This window comes from Desulfobacterales bacterium, from assembly GCA_030066985.1.
GTDB lineage: Bacteria > Desulfobacterota > Desulfobacteria > Desulfobacterales > JAHEIW01 > JAHEIW01.
On the sequence record JASJAN010000059.1, the window covers coordinates 21642 to 34069 of the forward strand.

13 protein-coding genes are annotated in these 12428 nt (G+C 50.2%); 7 read left to right on the forward strand and 6 right to left on the reverse strand.

Annotated features, from left to right (window positions below):
- Window positions 1-6 precede the first annotated feature (6 nt).
- Window positions 7-771 (reverse strand): HAD hydrolase-like protein, encoded by a 765-nt coding sequence (locus tag QNJ26_21085; protein MDJ0988051.1) that lies wholly within the window; start codon window positions 769-771, stop codon window positions 7-9.
- Window positions 772-984: 213 nt separating this feature from the next.
- On the opposite strand from QNJ26_21085, the gene QNJ26_21090 reads away from it, so the two are divergent.
- Together QNJ26_21090 and QNJ26_21095 are read left to right on the forward strand one after the other, a co-directional pair.
- Window positions 985-1959, forward strand: coding sequence for an alcohol dehydrogenase catalytic domain-containing protein (locus QNJ26_21090; GenBank protein ID MDJ0988052.1), 975 nt, complete (start codon window positions 985-987; stop codon window positions 1957-1959).
- 36 nt (window positions 1960-1995) lie between these two features.
- The gene (locus QNJ26_21095; GenBank protein MDJ0988053.1) at window positions 1996-3180 is read left to right on the forward strand and encodes a cystathionine gamma-synthase family protein; all 1185 of its coding nucleotides are present in this window, start codon (window positions 1996-1998) and stop codon (window positions 3178-3180) included.
- A gap of 462 nt (window positions 3181-3642) precedes the next feature.
- Here QNJ26_21095 and QNJ26_21100 read toward each other — a convergent pair whose 3' ends face one another.
- Both QNJ26_21100 and QNJ26_21105 read right to left on the reverse strand, forming a co-directional pair.
- Window positions 3643-4287 (reverse strand): hypothetical protein, encoded by a 645-nt coding sequence (locus QNJ26_21100; protein MDJ0988054.1) that lies wholly within the window; start codon window positions 4285-4287, stop codon window positions 3643-3645.
- Window positions 4288-4311: 24 nt separating this feature from the next.
- Window positions 4312-5205 carry a DMT family transporter gene (locus QNJ26_21105; protein ID MDJ0988055.1) on the reverse strand — a complete coding sequence of 298 codons (894 nt, stop codon included), beginning with the start codon at window positions 5203-5205 and terminating at the stop codon, window positions 4312-4314.
- Window positions 5206-5415: 210 nt separating this feature from the next.
- Between QNJ26_21105 and QNJ26_21110 the strand changes: the two genes are divergently transcribed.
- Window positions 5416-6189, forward strand: a complete 774-nt coding sequence (locus QNJ26_21110) for a hypothetical protein (GenBank protein MDJ0988056.1) — start codon at window positions 5416-5418, stop codon at window positions 6187-6189.
- A gap of 20 nt (window positions 6190-6209) precedes the next feature.
- On the opposite strand, the gene pncB is transcribed toward QNJ26_21110, so the two are convergent.
- Window positions 6210-7427 (reverse strand): nicotinate phosphoribosyltransferase, encoded by a 1218-nt coding sequence (gene pncB / locus QNJ26_21115; protein MDJ0988057.1) that lies wholly within the window; start codon window positions 7425-7427, stop codon window positions 6210-6212.
- Between the two features lie 257 nt (window positions 7428-7684).
- Here pncB and QNJ26_21120 point away from each other — a divergent pair, with 257 nt between their 5' ends.
- Window positions 7685-7987, forward strand: a complete 303-nt coding sequence (locus QNJ26_21120; GenBank protein MDJ0988058.1) for an antibiotic biosynthesis monooxygenase — start codon at window positions 7685-7687, stop codon at window positions 7985-7987.
- A 26-nt stretch (window positions 7988-8013) separates the two neighbouring features.
- On the opposite strand, the gene QNJ26_21125 is transcribed toward QNJ26_21120, so the two are convergent.
- Window positions 8014-8682, reverse strand: coding sequence for a TIGR04282 family arsenosugar biosynthesis glycosyltransferase (locus tag QNJ26_21125; protein ID MDJ0988059.1), 669 nt, complete (start codon window positions 8680-8682; stop codon window positions 8014-8016).
- A gap of 345 nt (window positions 8683-9027) precedes the next feature.
- Between QNJ26_21125 and QNJ26_21130 the strand changes: the two genes are divergently transcribed.
- Both QNJ26_21130 and QNJ26_21135 read left to right on the forward strand, forming a co-directional pair.
- Entirely contained in the window at window positions 9028-9720 is a 693-nt protein-coding gene (locus tag QNJ26_21130) for a Type 1 glutamine amidotransferase-like domain-containing protein (GenBank protein ID MDJ0988060.1), read from the forward strand.
- A gap of 75 nt (window positions 9721-9795) precedes the next feature.
- Window positions 9796-11205, forward strand: a complete 1410-nt coding sequence (locus QNJ26_21135; protein MDJ0988061.1) for a caspase family protein — start codon at window positions 9796-9798, stop codon at window positions 11203-11205.
- On the opposite strand, the gene surE is transcribed toward QNJ26_21135, so the two are convergent.
- Window positions 11202-11906 (reverse strand): 5'/3'-nucleotidase SurE, encoded by a 705-nt coding sequence (gene surE, locus QNJ26_21140; protein MDJ0988062.1) that lies wholly within the window; start codon window positions 11904-11906, stop codon window positions 11202-11204. The two genes, QNJ26_21135 and surE, sit on opposite strands and share 4 nt — an antisense overlap.
- Before the next feature lie 222 nt (window positions 11907-12128).
- Between surE and QNJ26_21145 the strand changes: the two genes are divergently transcribed.
- Entirely contained in the window at window positions 12129-12419 is a 291-nt protein-coding gene (locus tag QNJ26_21145) for a hypothetical protein (GenBank protein ID MDJ0988063.1), read from the forward strand.
- Window positions 12420-12428 lie beyond the last annotated feature (9 nt).

Below are 12428 nucleotides of genomic sequence, written 5' to 3' on the forward strand. Positions count from 1 at the left end.
TCTCCTTTATAGCGGTATCATTTTCGACAGTAATGCGACCGCCTCTGACACAGTCAATACGTCGTAGCCAGACGTGCGCGCCAATTTCTGATCTTTAGGGCCAATATACCCCCAACCAGCGAGAACCGGTATGAGCATTTTTTTTTGGCGGTTTAGGTTTTGATCAAGCTCCTGAAGATTTTTCAGGGAATCGTCTAAAAAATAAACCATTTTAGCCCCAAAACGATGCTGAATTATGTGCATGTTCTCGATTTTGGATGTCCCATTATCGCCGCTGTAGATGTTTGAGGGCGAAATGTTCAGTCCAAATTGATGGCAAAGGCGTTCTGTGGCAGTGCGGTTTTTGTTGGTCACGATGGCAAATCCAGGTTGATCCTGGCGCCGAGCCAATTCGTTCCACAGGGGTTGAAAGGGCCGGTGCAGCGCGGTCCAAGCGGCGGCATCACGTTCGATAAACTGCTGCCTCGTTTTGTAGACCATACCTGAGCGACGGGCGACCGGTTCGGTGGCAACGCCAATAATCGTTTGGTATTCATCCAGCTGTAGGATCCTGTCAGGATCGTTGAGATAATTTTTCAGGCACCAGTTCATGAGCAGGATACCGTCACCGATCGGCTGAACATGAAAACGGTTGCGCCGAAACAGTCTGATTAGCGCCTGCGGCAAATCACCCAGAGACATCAACTGTTGACCGCTGGCCGTGTTGTAGACCGTCAGAACCACTTCATTTAGGGAGTCGATCAGAACCCCATCAAAATCAAAAATCAGCATTCTATCATCCCTGTTGGGGGTGTCAGATGTCAAATGATCATAAGTAAAACATGCGTATTTATATGAAAAATCGGTTGGCTTGACAATCAAATACGCCTTTCATTTGCTTTTTGAGCCATTTTTTGCTTACAACGGCTTCATATATGGCGTCAGTGCTGAAAATTTGATGTGTATCCAGAAATCCATCCATCCACTTAAAGAAGGGATCGGCATATGCGTGCGGTTTGGCTCGAAAACCAGCTTTTAAGCGTTCGTGAAGATGTTCCGGATCCAGAGCCGCTTGAAGGCGAAGCCCTGGTGCGGGTCCGTATGGCCGGCATTTGCGGCACCGATTTGGAGCTGGTAAAGGGCTATTATCCGTTTCGCGGCATACCCGGACATGAGTTTGTCGGTGAAATCGTTCAGGCCTCCACGACACAGGAGCGCATCGGGCAGCGGGTGGTTGCGGATATCAACATCGCCTGCGGAAAATGCCCCGATTGTCAGGCAGACCGTCAACACCATTGTCAAGATCGCCGGGTTTTGGGTATCAAAAACTGCAATGGTGCCTTCGCTGATTTTGTATGCCTGCCATTGCAAAATTTGATTGCGGTGCCGGAAACGGTCTCCGATGCGGCAGCTGTTTTTGCAGAACCGCTGGCAGCCGCGCTGCAGATTCAGCAACAGGTCCCGATCAGCCGCAAGGATCGCGTGCTGGTCATCGGCGCCGGCCGGCTTGGACAATTGATCGCCCAGAGCCTGGTAACCGTCGCCGGCCAATTGACAGTCGTATCCCGTTATCAGCGCCAGCAAGCGCTTCTGGACGCTTTTGATATTCACTGGATCCAGGAAGGCGACATCGGCAAACGCAAATTTGATATCGTTATCGAAGCCACCGGCTCGGCCGGAGGTTTAACAACGGCTCTCCAGGCTGTCCGCCCAAGCGGGACCATCGTTCTTAAAAGTACTTACAAGGATAGGGATGGAGAAAAATGGCCGCTTCAGCTTTCATCCCTGGTAGTTGATGAGATCACTTTGGTGGGATCACGCTGCGGCCCAATCGCAGCGGCCCTTGATCAGCTCGAAAAACAACAGGTGGATCCCTCCGGGCTCGTCTTCCAACGGTATGGTCTGGAGGAGGCTGAGACAGCCTTTGAACAGGCGGCAGCACCCGGGGCGCTGAAGATTTTATTTCAAATTGCATCATAATACGCTAATCCGCTGCCCGCTGAGGAGGAAATCAAAATGAATGATCATAACAACCCCAAAGATGCTACCCTGGCCGTTTGGGCCGGCGAAACCGGACCGCTGTGGGAAAACGCAACCCAGGTACCGGTGGTCCACAGCGTCTCCTTTGGCTATGCCGAGTTAGCGCACTGGGCAAAGGTCGGCCGCGGCGAAATCGATGGTCATATTTACAGCCGCAACACCAACCCAACGGTGCGCGCTTTTGAAGAAAAAATCTGTCGCCTTGAACAGGCCCAGGCGGCCACAGCCTTTGCCAGCGGCATGGCCGCCATTTCCAACACGTTGTTTACGCTGCTGGCCCCTGGCGATCGGATTGTTTCGATCAAAGACAGCTATGGCGGGACCAACCGAATTTTTCAGGAATTTTTACCCCGTTTCAACATCGCGGTCACCCTTTGTGATACCACCGATCAAAAGGCCGTTGAAACCGCTATTTCGCAAGGCTGTCAGGTGCTTTATCTGGAGAGCCCCACAAACCCGACCATGAAAGTCGTCGATATTGCCCGCCTGGCGGCGGCCGCCCATCAGGTCGGTGCCCTTGTGGTGGTCGACAACACCTTTGCCACACCGGTTAACCAGAAGCCCCTCAAGCTGGGGGCCGATCTGGTATTGCATAGCGCCACCAAATATCTGGGAGGCCATGCCGACGCGCTGGGCGGCGCGGTCTGCGGGCCTCAGGATCATATTCGCCGCATCTTTCATTTCCGGGAAATCAACGGGGCTGCTCTGGATCCTATGGCCGCCTATCTGCTGCTGCGCGGTATGAAAACCCTGCCGCTTCGCATCGAGCGCCAGAATAAAAGCGCGCTGCAAATCGCCGCTTACTTGCAATCCCATTCGAGCGTGGAGCAAGTGTTTTACCCCGGTCTGGACACCCACCCGCAGCACGCCATTGCACGACAGCAAATGAAGGGGTTTGGCGGAATGCTTTCTTTTTCAGTTAAAGGGGGCTATCCGGCGGTTGAGAAATTTTTGCCACAGTTGCGATACGCTCATCGAGCGGCTAATCTGGGGGCGGTTGAAACAATTGTTGGGCCACCGGCAACCACCAGTCATGTCGAATTGAATGCCCGCCAAAGAGCAGCCATGGGCATTCCTGAAAACCTGGTGCGCTATTCGGTAGGCATCGAAGATATAGCTGATTTAATTGAAGATCTAACGCAGGCTCTGGATTCGATATAAAGCTGGTAACGCTATAAAAAAAGCTAAAGTTTTTTTTAAAAATGGCCGATATTGTTAGTATGCGTGTTTCGGGAGACACGCTAAGTCACCTTCTTTTACTAACTTCGGAATCTGGGGCGGGCCTTTCGGTCCGCCCCAGTTTCGTTTTGCATGAAAATTAATGAGAATCTTAAATTCTATTTAACGGCAGCAAGCTATACAATCTTCCCAAACGATATAAAATATACATCCATTATGAAGGATTAATATCATTTTATCTCATTAATTTTCACCCTAAAGGCGAGCCTGAAACTCCCATATGCTGCGTTATTAAGGCTGAAGCATAGGAATCTATGGCCTCAGCCTTAAATGCCTTGCCTATGGAAGCCTCAAACTCGTGCAAAAGCCAGCCTTGCATGAAAATTATTGATTAAGTCACTGATGATTCATGCAGCCACCGGATTGATGAAGCGCATTGATCCTTCACCTATTTAAATTCATAAATTGTTTCAAAGCACTGCCCAGCGTTTTGGCTGTTTTGCTGAGGCACCCCTCCTCGCGCACCCCGCTCCAGGACAATTCCAGCTGTAAAGACGCCACTCTGGAAATGGGATAGCGGTTCTTCCTGAACCACTGGTTCATGTTGTGATCGGAATGACCCCGAAATTTGGACCGTTCATCTGCAGCCACAACCGTATTCAGACCACCCGCATTCAAACCTGCCGTCAAATGGGTGATGGTGTCCAGGTCAGCGGTCAATCGATCCGGCAGACCATATCCGACCAGACAATCAATCCGGACGCCGTCATTTAGATTGCGGGCTTCGAGCGCTGCACTTTGATCTTTCATGCCGTGAACCCAGATCACCCGTGAACGACCGTCGGGTGAAATGGCCTGTCTGAGGGCGTGGATAAACGTGGGATGGCGCGCCGCATCGGGAATTCGGTTCAAATCCAATTTATTGCGGGGCAATTCGGTATTGATAATGGCCATACAGCCCAAAAGCCGGGCTGTCTGCCGTGTGAGGCGGTCGGTGTTTTCATCGTCTTCGGCAGGCCCATGAGGTGCCACCAATACGATATCTGTGGAGCCGGACAGAACCCGAATATCATTAGTCAGTGTTTGCATTGGGATATTTTCTAGCAGCAGTACTCATTTGCGGTTGACGATATAAATGCCGATACTGACCAGGGTCAGGCTAATGATGAGGCGCAAGGTCAGCGGTTCACCGAGCAACCAGACACCGGCAAGGGTTGCAAATATCGGCGTTAAAAAGGTAAACGCCGAAAGCCGGCTGACCGGATAGCTGTGTACCAAGAAAAACCACACCAGATAGCTGATAAAAGCAACCAGGATACCCTGATACGCCAATGAGATCAAAATCAGGCCATCAAGATACTGAACCGGTGTTTCCTGAAACATAAAGCTAAGCATAAACAAAACGGGTATCGAAAACAGGGTCTGATAGAAAAGGGTATGATAGGGTGATACGGCAGCCACCAGGCGGCGCTTGATGACGACTGTCGTCAGTGCCCACAGCATGGCAGCGGCCAATGCCAGCATATCGCCGGCAAACTGATCGACTGAAGGCAGCCCCAGATGCTGACTTAAAAGGATTAAAATGCCGGCGAAAGACAGTATCATTCCGCCGGCTTTGGCAATCGATAAACGATCGCCGGTCAGGAAAAAGTGCGCCCCCAGGGCATGAAAAAACGGCGAGGTGTACAGCAAAATCCAAGCTGATGAAGCGGTTGTATAGCGAATGGCCAGGTATAAAAGACCAAATTCGGCCCCGAACAACAGACCAATGAATACCCCGTCTTTGATTCGGCCCACAAAAAGGGGGATACGCCGGCCGGCCATCCAGATAACCAGGCAGATAGTGGCCATAACGGAGCGAAGACCTGCACAAAAAATAGGCGCAATGCCCTCGGTTGCATATTTCATGGCAACGGCATTCAAGCCCCAGATCAAACACAGCAGTGTTAAGATGATCGCCGCTCTGGCATCAAGTTTATCGTGCGACTTCGCTGTCGATTTCGTCATCTGAGTTTTCCGCATCCAGCAGTTCAGGTTACCGTGCTGCTTTACATACAAAAAAGATTGCTATTTGTCACAGGGTAAGTGAAAATAAACGCCCAATTGCCAGAATAGTTGTCTTTGATCTTCATATCCGGATTGAAAGCCCGCTAAACTGAAGCGCACGCACATGATAAATCACCGGACAACCCCTAGCATCATGCCAGGAGGTGTGAGATGCGAAAAGTCCTTTTCTGTATCTTAATGCTGTGGCCGCTGGCAGCAGTGGCCGAACCGATCGAGCGATCAAAACATCTGGAAATTCCTATCAAAGATGTAAAGGTCCTTCAGATTACATGCGCAGCCGGCTTTCTTGAAATATATGGCGTTGATCGAACCGACCGCATCAATGTGACAGCAGCGGTTATCATAAGCGGTATTTCCCGAAATGAAATCGCCGATTTTATGGAACGTCACGTCCTGCTGTCTTTGAACAAACGGTCGCAAAAAGCCATTTTAAAAAGCGTCTTTAAAGATCAAAACCGGATGAAAGCAGACGCTAAAATCGATCTTACCGTGCGCGTTCCGAAACAGCTGGCAGTTCAAATCGATGACGGCTCCGGTCGCATTTTGGTCAGTAACCTGGAAGGAGATCTGACCATCACAGATGGTTCCGGATCGATAACCGTCAAAGACATTCAGGGAAATGTAAAAGTGGCAGATGGCTCAGGTAAATTGCAAATCGAAGGCATCAGGGGCAATCTTGAAGTTAAAGATGGCTCCGGAAGTATTCTGATCGAGCGGGTCGAGGGCGACGCACGCCTGGTCGACAGCACCGGGCAGATGACCATAAAGGATATTGACGGCAATTTAACGATCCGAGACGGATCCGGTGGAATTGAAATTATGAATGTCACCCGGAACGTTCTTGTCAAAGAATCGGGCAGCGGCATTCTTGAAATTAACGGGGTGCAAGGAAAGGTGACCACCTGGGAGAACGGAAACCAATAATTTTGCAGCGCTCTTTAAAATCAGTTTTCAGAATTGATGTCTTCCCTAATCACATAATTTAAATAATCTAAAAACTCTATATCTTCACACATGCCCTTGTCCTGGCTATCGCTTATTTTGGCAACCGGCTTACGATTGCACTCCACCATTTTTATGACGACCTGGGGCGCCATAAATCCGCAGTCATTGGTCAGATTGGTTCCGATACCAAAGGAGGTTTCGATCCGGTCATGAAAACGCTTGAAAATATCCACTGCCGTTTCAAGGGTCAGGCCATCACTGTAAATAGCCGATTTGGTTCGAGGGTCGATGCGCAATTTCTGATAGTGGGCGATGAGCTTTTCCGTCCAGCGATAGGGGTCACCAGAATCCTGCCGGCAACCGTTAAAAAGTAAGGCAAAAAAACGGTCGAAGTCTTTTAAAAATTTATCAAAGCCCATGGTATCTGAAAGCGCAATACCCAGCTCCCCCCGGTATTCGTCCGCCCAGCATTGCAGGGCAACCTTTTGACTGTCCACCAGACGAGGGCCCAGCTGCTGATGTGCTTGGAAAAATTCATGGGCCATGGTCCCAATCGGTCTGATACCGCACTTCATGGCAAAATGGGGATTGCTGGTACCTACCAGTCGATCTTCACAATGGTCGATCAGGTAATGAATAACTTCTTCCTGCCAGGCATAAGAAGCCCTTCTGCGGGTGCCGAATTCAGCGAATTTGAAATTGTGCTCATTGACTGTGGCCGTGATCAAAAAACGGACTTTGTCTTTCAGATGCTGCCGCCCCTCTTTCTGCCAAGTGGCATCATCAACGCCGTGCAGACTTGAATACAGTTCGCTGATGATGGCCAGTACGGGTATTTCGTACATGATGGTATTTAACCACGGCCCTTCAATATTGATTTGCAATTGGCCATCTTCAATAAATGTATTGATGTATTTTCGATTCAGCTGAAAAAGTCTCAGATATTCTATAAAGTCCGGTTTAAAAAACCGGATATTGGCCAGATAATTCACTTCTTCATCGGTAAATCGCAGCTCACACAGTCGATCGATTTCAGTATCCACTTTATTTTTGAAGTCCGGCAGCGAAACGGTTAAGTGCATTTCCTCCCAATTTCTCCATTTAAAAGCATAACGGACCCAGGCACTGGCATATTGATGTAAAACCACCTGCATCATGGTCAGTTTGTAAAAATCTGTATCGAGCAGACTGTTTACCATGCAGTCTTCCTTTCGCAGGTGACAGTTATAAAATTGTCACCATTAGCATCAAAGATTTCGCAAGCGATTTTTTGGCAGCATAAAAGCTGAATTTCTATTACAGGATCTGTTTGATTTAAGCAAATTAATATATAATATAAGTATTGGGCAATACTGCAGCCATTGTCTGCTGTCGCTTGCCAATGGTATTCAGTTTACTTTCCCAAGATAAGAATGATTGCGTCATTGTCTGCAAATTATAATTTAAGCAGGGCAAAAAATCAAAGGAGGGCGACATGGCGGTTAAGGTATTCATCAAAAGAAAAATAAAAAAAGATAAAATCAACGCGGCCCTGGATCTGCTGAATGAGGTCCGAAGTCAAGCCCTAAAACAACCGGGTTATATCTCCGGTGAAACCCTAATTAACCACTACGACCCGTCTAACATCACTGTCGTTTCGACCTGGCAAATTATTGATGACTGGATTCGGTGGCAGGAAAGTGATGCGCGCTCCGCCAAAGAGGATCAGCTGGAAGGCTTGCAGGAAGGACCGGCCGATTTTGAGATATATGATCTGGGGCCGTCGGCCGGCTCATAGAAGCTAACTGGGTTACAAAAAAGACGTTATATCTGCAGTTCATCCCACCTTTTTAAAAAATCAGCCGTGTGCAGGGCCGCTGACGGATTTTCCAATAAATCAAGGCGTAACCGCTGAAGATCAGCTTCCACATCCACATCGTACCACTCCGGCAGGCAGTGGACTTTTAGATTCAGCTGCCGGCAAATTTCTAAAGTTTGGGGAATGACCCGTTCGGTGCTCCAGGCGATATTTTCAAACAACTCCGGAATCATGTGTTTTAATCCAATCAGGTAATAGCCGCCGTCATGACCCATGCCCAATGTAATATCGGCATGATTCAGCTTGGTGAAGGCTTCTTTCAGATATGCCACGGGCAAGGTCGGCCCGTCGCTGTTCATGATAACCGCCCGGTGATATCCCTGTTTCAAATGAAGCGCAAGGGCATTTGCCAGGCGTTCTCCCAGATGGGCGCCTTGCTGGGGGGTCAGGTGAAAACCATTGGGCACCAGATGTTGGAAATATTCAACTGCTGAAACCGGCGTATAGGCAAGGCTCAGATCAACCTCCGGCATCTGCGCTGCCAATGCCAGCGTGTCCTGCATCAGGCAACCGTAAAATTCAGCCGCTGCTTCGGGGGTAAAGGGCGGGCAGAGGCGCGTTTTGGTAAACCCGGGCTCAGGCTTTTTGGCAACAATAATGAGCGAGGCTCTCATAATCCTTCCTTGTTTTAGATGGGCGTTTCGCAATTTTGGCACTAAGCGATCCGGTTCACAGACCTGGCCTACCATAACATGCCGCCCTCTGTAAACCTCGAAGGGATAAGAATCCGAGCCCCCCAGCCAACAAACTTGCATCCAGGAGACTTTCGTGTCATATTTTTTAATTAAGGTTATCCGCTAACCCCGTTTTTAGTTGAGCCCGTTAAGAAAAAAACGACCACACTTAACCGGCAACCGGCTCAACGGGCCAACGGGCTCAACCCCATTCGACATATGGCTTGCGTGTCTGTTGGGCCCAATAGAATATTTTGAAACCAAGTATCCTCAAGAAATAAGATCATGGGCTATATTCTGTTAGCGGGCGGTGCTGAATTTGGTGGCCAGATGGCAGCACCAGACCGCCGGGCCATGACTCTGGCCGGCGGGCCAAAGGCGTTGATCAACATTGTACCGGCTGCGGCGGCGCCCGACGATAATCATCAGCGTGCCGGACAGAACGGAGTTCGCTGGTTCAAACAACTGGGTGCTGCGAATGTCAGTTCTCTGCCGTTGATTAACCGCAGATCCGCAGATGACCCAAAGGTGGTGGAGGCCCTGCAGCAGTCAAAAATGATTTACCTGCTGGGCGGCTTCCCCCGGCACCTGGCCCAATCGCTGGCGGGCAGCGACAGCTGGCAGGCCATGTTGCGCGCCCATCAGGCCGGTGCCGTTATTGCCGGCAGCAGCGCCGGCGCCATGGTCCTGTGTGATACCTACTATGACCCCCATGCCAAGGAAGCACTTAGGGGACTGGGATTAATCCCCGGTGCCTGCGTGTTGCCGCACCACAATACTTTTGGTCAAAGCTGGGTACCGGAGCTGAAACAGCGATTCCCGGATATGATCTTAATCGGAATTGACGAACAAAGCGGCATGCTCAACGACGGCCCGCAGGGTTGCTGGCAGGTAACGGGCGCCGGCGAGGTCACCCTTTATCAAAATAAACGCCAGACCCGATTTGGGACTGGCCAGCACTTTGAGCTCAAAATATAGCGATCACTTAAAACCGGATCGATAACCAGCGCGATAAAAGCAACACCTAATATCGCCTAAAAAATGATGCCAACCATGAAAAAGACAACTTTTATCCTGTTGATACTGATAATCATTCTGGGATGCGCCGGTACCAGCTCTCAGGAAACCAGAGAGTCAAGCCAACCTTCAGCCACCCAGTTACCGGAAGCCTGGTCCAAAATCCGGTCCACTGATCAGCGCGCAGTTAAGTTCGTCTTTGACATCACTGATATGAAAGTCCAAACCACCCAGCGCTTGAAGCGTGAAACGGCTGACGACTTGATCAAACATTTTGCCTATCGGTTGCAGCATGCCATCAAAACCGGTTTAGAGGACAGGGGCTTTGTTCTCGACCCGGCAGCCACCACCCAATACGTCGTTGGTGTTGACGAATTAGCGTTGAATTTCAAGGGGCAGACCGACTATGCCCGAATGAAAGCGTCAGCAACCATCAACGTTGACATCAATCGTTTTGGATATCCAAAACTGGTTTCAAGACAAATTTCCGCCGAGGCGCTTGGAAGCCCGTATCTTACCTACAATTTTAAAGAATACAGCCGCCTCATTTCAAAGTGCACGCAGGAATTGGTTTCGCGCGCGTTTCCGAAACGCGTCCTGCAAGCCCTGGTGGACACCACCGATCCGACCAGCTTGGCACAAACGGTCACAGAACGACCATCATCAGCGGAGACGGCAACGGCCCCGCTGGCAGCCGCATTTCCGCCTGGAGATACATCGGCGCTTGATTTTGGTACCTATTACGCCCTGGTGATCGGCAACAATGCCTATCAATCGATGCCGCCGCTTAAAACAGCGGTCAACGATGCACAGGTGGTCGCCAAGATTTTAAAAGATAAATATGGCTTCAGCGTGCAAACCCTCACCGATGCCACCCGCGCCGATATCCTGCGGGCCTTGCACCACTTGCGGCGAACACTGGGGGTTAACGATAACCTGCTGATTTATTATGCGGGGCATGGCTGGCTGGACAAGGCCGGTGATGAGGGCTACTGGCTGCCGGTGGATGCCGATAAAGACATTGAGACCAACTGGATTTCCAACTCTTACATGACCACCACACTGCGGGCTATCGAAGCCAAGCACGTGATGGTGGTCGCCGACAGCTGCTATTCAGGCAAACTGACCCGCGGGGTCAACATCAAAAATCGCTCTGCCAGCTATCTGGCACGCATTGTTAAAAAGCGCTCACGCACCGTGTTGTCCTCCGGTGGTCTGGAGCCGGTCATCGACAGCGGCGGCAAAGACAACCATTCGGTTTTTGCTTCAGCCTTTATCGATGCCTTAAGCGAAAATGATGGCATTGTGGATGCCACCCAGATTTTTACCCAGATCCGCCGTGCGGTCATGTTAAACGCCTACCAGATGCCCGAGTATGCCGATATTCGCTACGCGGGCCATGACGGCGGCGATTTTTTGTTTGTGCCGCTGAAAACTGCCGACTAGCCACCAGCGCCTGAATCGACTGCCAGGCGGGTTATTGCGATTTTTCCCTCGTCAAAACATACGGCCACATCCTTGCCCGCATCCCGTGGTCTATTGTGAATAATTCCCCTATAGACGAGTGTGTCACCCTGTTGATCGTAGGTATAGTCGTGGGGGTGGGTATCCAAGCCGCAAAATTCATGGGCAACCTTTGCTTTCTTGCTAAGCGGATGGGGCAAGTTAATATTCCAAAAATGCCCCGGCATCAGATCCCGATCCAACAACATTCGTAAGACCGGCAGGGAATGATAAGCGGTCGCAGCCCAATCGATCTTCTGATCTCTGGCGATATATTGTGAGATCGCTATGGCACGACACCCTAAAATGGCCGCTTCCCGGGCTGCCGCCACAGTGCCTGAATTGTAAACATCTGACCCCAGATTGGCCCCTGGATTGATTCCCGCAATCAGCCAGCCAGCATCCGGCGCTAAGCGTTTCAGGGCGATCCGGGCGCAATCAGCAGGCGTACCATCGATACAAAAACGGTCCGGGCCCACCTGATCAAACCGGATGGGATCCCGGGCTGTCACCCGGTGAGCAATGCCGCTCTGGGGCTGTCGCGGTGCCACGATCACAACATTACCAAGCCGCCGCACACATTGGTGCAAGGTATCCAGACCCGGGGCGTCAATGCCGTCATCATTGGTTATAACAATTCTCACGATAGGAATATCCTTTGCCGTGCAAAGCGGTATGCCTGAGCATTGATTTACAAAGCAGGCCTCATAGATACTGTCAACACGATTTTTGGGTTAAGGTTGATCAAGCGCCAAAATTTGACTTTTAAAGAAATCGTATGATAAACTATTGAAAACAAGAGAAATTATAGCTTTGTTGCTCAAATTATTGAACAATTCGCAATCAGTTTCCGGAGTTGCGCCCATATGGCCCGCCTAACGGAAATAGACATACTTGAGATTCGCAAATTTTTTGAAGACGGGCTGAACCAGGCCCAGCGTGCCGACAAGCGCGAAAAGATGCGGTTGCGCAGAAAAATTCGCGACGAGGTATTCAATCTGCTCACCTGGGAAAAACCCACCCCCACCGGAATCATGAACCGCTGGGAAGAGCGACTGCAGGATGCCTTCAAAATCATGCCTTACGGTTTTAAAGAAGAATTGTTTAAACTGCTGGTCGACAAGATGACACACCCACTGCGCATGAACAAACCGTAATCCGATTGC

Excerpts from the sequence above, each read along its gene's own strand:
- QNJ26_21105 (MDJ0988055.1), bottom strand. The coding sequence starts at position 5,205 with ATGACGAAATCGACAGCGAAGTCGCACGATAAACTTGATGCCAGAGCG.
- QNJ26_21130 (MDJ0988060.1), top strand. The coding sequence starts at position 9,028 with ATGGGCTATATTCTGTTAGCGGGCGGTGCTGAATTTGGTGGCCAGATG.
- QNJ26_21125 (MDJ0988059.1), bottom strand. The coding sequence starts at position 8,682 with ATGAGAGCCTCGCTCATTATTGTTGCCAAAAAGCCTGAGCCCGGGTTT.
- QNJ26_21100 (MDJ0988054.1), bottom strand. The coding sequence starts at position 4,287 with ATGCAAACACTGACTAATGATATTCGGGTTCTGTCCGGCTCCACAGAT.
- QNJ26_21095 (MDJ0988053.1), top strand. The coding sequence starts at position 1,996 with ATGAATGATCATAACAACCCCAAAGATGCTACCCTGGCCGTTTGGGCC.
- QNJ26_21090 (MDJ0988052.1), top strand. The coding sequence starts at position 985 with ATGCGTGCGGTTTGGCTCGAAAACCAGCTTTTAAGCGTTCGTGAAGAT.
- QNJ26_21110 (MDJ0988056.1), top strand. The coding sequence starts at position 5,416 with ATGCGAAAAGTCCTTTTCTGTATCTTAATGCTGTGGCCGCTGGCAGCA.
- QNJ26_21120 (MDJ0988058.1), top strand. The coding sequence starts at position 7,685 with ATGGCGGTTAAGGTATTCATCAAAAGAAAAATAAAAAAAGATAAAATC.
- QNJ26_21145 (MDJ0988063.1), top strand. The coding sequence starts at position 12,129 with ATGGCCCGCCTAACGGAAATAGACATACTTGAGATTCGCAAATTTTTT.
- QNJ26_21135 (MDJ0988061.1), top strand. The coding sequence starts at position 9,796 with ATGAAAAAGACAACTTTTATCCTGTTGATACTGATAATCATTCTGGGA.
- QNJ26_21085 (MDJ0988051.1), bottom strand. The coding sequence starts at position 771 with ATGCTGATTTTTGATTTTGATGGGGTTCTGATCGACTCCCTAAATGAA.